Here is a 3,195-nt window from a genome sequence, read left to right on the forward strand (position 1 = left end):
CGAGAATTCAAAATTTTCAAAAATATGTCAAGAACATAACGTTAAATTTATAGGTGCATCGCCAGAAATGATTGACAGAATGGGTGATAAAGCTTCGGCCAAAGCCACTATGAAAGCAGCTGGAGTACCATGTGTTCCAGGTTCTGAAGGACTTTTAGAGTCTTTTGAACAAGCGCAAGAACTTTCAAGAAAAATGGGATATCCAGTTATGCTAAAAGCGACTGCTGGAGGCGGAGGAAAAGGAATGCGTGCTGTTTGGAAAGACGAAGAGTTACTAAAAGCTTGGGAAAGTGCTCGCCAAGAATCAGCTGCAGCTTTTGGAAATGACGGAATGTATTTAGAGAAACTTATTGAAGAGCCTAGACATATCGAGATTCAAGTTGTGGGTGATTCTTATGGGAAAGCCTGTCATCTTTCAGAAAGAGATTGTTCTGTACAAAGACGTCATCAAAAGCTTACTGAAGAAACTCCTTCTCCATTTATGACTGACGAATTGAGAAAAAAAATGGGCGCAGCTGCAGTAAAAGCAGCGGAATTCATCAAGTATGAAGGTGCAGGAACAGTAGAATTTTTGGTAGACAAACACCGTAATTTCTATTTTATGGAAATGAATACTCGTATTCAGGTGGAACACCCAATTACTGAACAAGTAATTGATTATGATTTAATTCGCGAGCAAATTATGGTTGCTGCTGGTATCCCAATTTCTGGTAAAAATTATTTGCCACAATTGCATGCTATCGAATGTCGTATCAATGCTGAGGATCCTTATAATGACTTCAGACCATCACCAGGAAAAATAACTACTCTTCACATGCCTGGAGGTCACGGAGTTCGTTTGGATACGCACGTGTATTCAGGTTATACTATTCCGCCAAATTATGATTCTATGATTGCAAAGCTTATCACAACAGCTCAAACTCGTGGGGAAGCAATTAGCAAAATGAGAAGAGCTTTGGATGAATTTGTGATTGAAGGTATAAAAACTACTATTCCTTTCCACAGACAATTAATGGATGATCCGAGATATATTTCCGGGGATTATACCACGGCTTTTATGGACACTTTTAAAATGAATGATCCAGAATAAATTTAAATTTATATTTTAAGAAACCCTCATTTACATACCTAAATGGGGGTTTTTTTGCTAACACGAAGAATCAAAATTCAACTATATTCTTTTAATAGATTAGACTATTACTTAATAATCTAGATTGTTTTTCATCACTTAATAGTAATTATATTGTTCCAAAAAAAAGCTACCTCAATTGAGATAGCTTTTGATTTAAAATTTAAAAAGATTATTGTTTTATGAAGCGATTTACTGAAGTTAATTCTTTGTCAGTAACTTCTAAAAGATAAATTCCAGAGCTTATGTTGGAAACATCAATCAAACCATTTGAAAGTTTTCCGTTCATTATTGATTGTCCTAACATATTATAAACTTTAAAGGTGGCATTTTCAGAAACTGAAGACACATTCAAAATGGATGTTGTTGGATTAGGGTACAATTTAATTTCTGTAATTGCTTTTCCAGATACATTAGCAATTTTGGCTACACTAGAAACAATGTTTACAGTGTAATCTTCAACTTGTCCTGATGCAAATGTTTCGCACATTGTTGGGATTGCATTGTACTTCATTGAAACTCTCATTCTAGTAGCTCCAAGGGTTGCTGTCGCAGGGATAGTAAAAGTCCCAGAAACTGGAGTTGTTTTTGTAGTTCCAGTTGAGAATGCTAATTCACCAGCATCAGCAAAATCGCCGTCTCCGTTGTAATCAATCCATACAGCATATCCTTCAAATCTTTTTGCTCCTGACCAAGTTGGTGTTATTGTAATTGTGTATGCAGTTCCTCTAGTTGCATTTGTTGAAATGGCAGTAAAGTTTACATAGCCAGTTCCTCCTGTTGAAGTATTGTTTATGCTTCCAAAAACAACTTTTCCAATTGATTCACTTGCCACACTAGTTCCTGTTGAAGCACAATAAGTAGCCGTAAGAGTTGTAACATTTACAGCATTGCTTGAAGCTGAAATATTTCCAACAGCATCTTTAGCTTTTACTGAAAAGGTATAAGCTGTTGAAGCAGACAAACCACTTACTGCAAAACTTGCAGAGGCAGTTGTTCCTATAAGTGTAGCTCCATTATAAACATCATATCCAGTTACCGCAGCATTATCTGATGAAGCTGTCCAAGATAAATTAGTAGAGTTTGAAGTAGTTCCAGAAGCAACTAAACTTGTTGGAGCAGTTGGAGCAATTGTATCAGCAACAATTACAGTTTGGTTTTGAGTTGCTGTGTTTCCATTACCATCATTATATGTCCAAACAATATTGAAAGTTCCTTGTGTTGAATAAGTCAAAGGACTTGGAGTTGTTCCTATAATAGTTCCAACACAAGCATCAGTGGCAGTTGGAGCAGTAACGGTAACCGAAGTTTGCCCTAATGCATTTGCCAAAGTTGTTACATCAGCAACTGGAGCAACGGTATCGTCTACAATTACAGTTTGGTTTTGAGTTGAAGTGTTTCCGTTTCCATCATTATAAGTCCAAGTAACGATTGTCGTGCCTTGAGTTGTGATAGGAAATACTGTTGAAGTAGTTCCAATTACTGCTCCAGTACAACTACTTGTCGCAGTTGGGGCAGTTGTATCAGCTGAACATTGTCCAGTTATTGTTGGTAAAACTGTTAAATCAGCAACAGGTGCACAAACAGATAAAAAAGAAATAGTTTGACCAGTTGTTGTACCGCAAGAATTAAAAACTGTAACCGAAGCTGTTCCTCCAGTTGCAATATCGGCAGCAGGAATAGCAGCACTAAGTTCAGTAGAACTAACAAATGTTGTTGCTCTGTCTGTTCCATTCCATCTAACAATTGATTCTCCATTTACAAAATTAGTTCCATTTACTGTTAAAGCAAAATCACTTCCGCCTGAAGCTATTGTAGTTGGTGAAATAGTAGATAAAGTTGCAATAGGTTTAACGTTAACTACAACTTCCTCTCTAAGACCTTTAATAGGAGCAAATTTCCAATTGAAGAATGGCAAGAAAGTTCCAGTTCCACTATTTGATGTAATTGAAACAGTTCCGTTTGTTAATGGATAAGTAATTCCAGATGTAGCTACTACTAAGTTTGTATTGGTTATTTGTCTCGAAACTAAACGTAAGCCAGTTGCAACTGGTAAAAAGAAATCC

The 3,195-nt window shown here is 36.5% G+C and carries 2 protein-coding genes; one reads left to right on the forward strand and one right to left on the reverse strand.

Annotated features, from left to right (window positions below):
• On the forward strand, positions 1-1,090 hold a 1,090-nt coding region (locus ACH2BV_RS00405), incomplete at its 5' end, for an acetyl/propionyl/methylcrotonyl-CoA carboxylase subunit alpha (RefSeq protein WP_395048441.1).
• Between the two features lie 211 nt (positions 1,091-1,301).
• Here the strand turns inward: ACH2BV_RS00405 and ACH2BV_RS00410 are convergent.
• Positions 1,302-3,195 (reverse strand): GEVED domain-containing protein (locus tag ACH2BV_RS00410; protein ID WP_395048442.1); only part of this gene is annotated, 1,894 nt, incomplete at its 5' end.

The organism is Flavobacterium sp. (genome assembly GCF_043780635.1).
Classification (GTDB): Bacteria; Bacteroidota; Bacteroidia; order Flavobacteriales; family Flavobacteriaceae; genus Flavobacterium.